Origin of the sequence: Hymenobacter endophyticus (assembly GCF_032464715.1) — a bacterium.
Lineage (GTDB): Bacteria > Bacteroidota > Bacteroidia > Cytophagales > Hymenobacteraceae > Hymenobacter > Hymenobacter endophyticus.
The window spans coordinates 1-515 of sequence record NZ_JAWDJT010000046.1; the positions used below are offsets into that span (position 1 = coordinate 1).

Annotated in this window: 1 protein-coding gene; it reads left to right on the forward strand. The window is 64.1% G+C overall.

All coding sequences use genetic code 11. From position 1 onward, the window contains the following. Nucleotides 1-515: DUF6228 family protein (locus ROI90_RS21155; RefSeq protein WP_316000271.1), on the forward strand; the 515-nt coding region annotated here is incomplete at both ends.

The following is a 515-nucleotide window of genomic DNA, read 5'->3' on the forward strand; positions in this document are numbered from 1 at the left end:
CCTGGGGCGGTGACGGCCTTGACGTATTTCTGGCCGAGCTCGCAGAAGAGTTCCGCGGGTGGAACGGTGCTCGAATCTGGCGTTCTCTGGAACGCGACCTGACGCTCTCGGCAGAGCACGCAGGATCGCACGTTCAGTTGACGTGGGGGCTACACGACCGACTCCCCGACGATAAGTGGCATTTTGAGGCGACGACCGATCACGCCCCTGGAGAAGCCATGCGCAACCTCGCCATCGAGATGCGCACCTTCCCAGCCGACCGGTATGTGTTCATGGCAACGAGCATGGGCACCGTCAAGAAGACCGCGCTCGACGAGTTCAGCAACCCGCGCAAGGGCGGGATCATTGCGGTGAATCTGGACGAAGGCGACTACCTGATCGGCGCGGCGCTGACGGACGGCCAACACGATGTGATGCTGTTCAGCGACGGCGGCAAGGCCGTGCGCTTTGACGAGAACGACGTGCGCCCGCTGGGCCGCAACGCCCGGGGCGTGCGCGGCATGATGCTCGAAGAC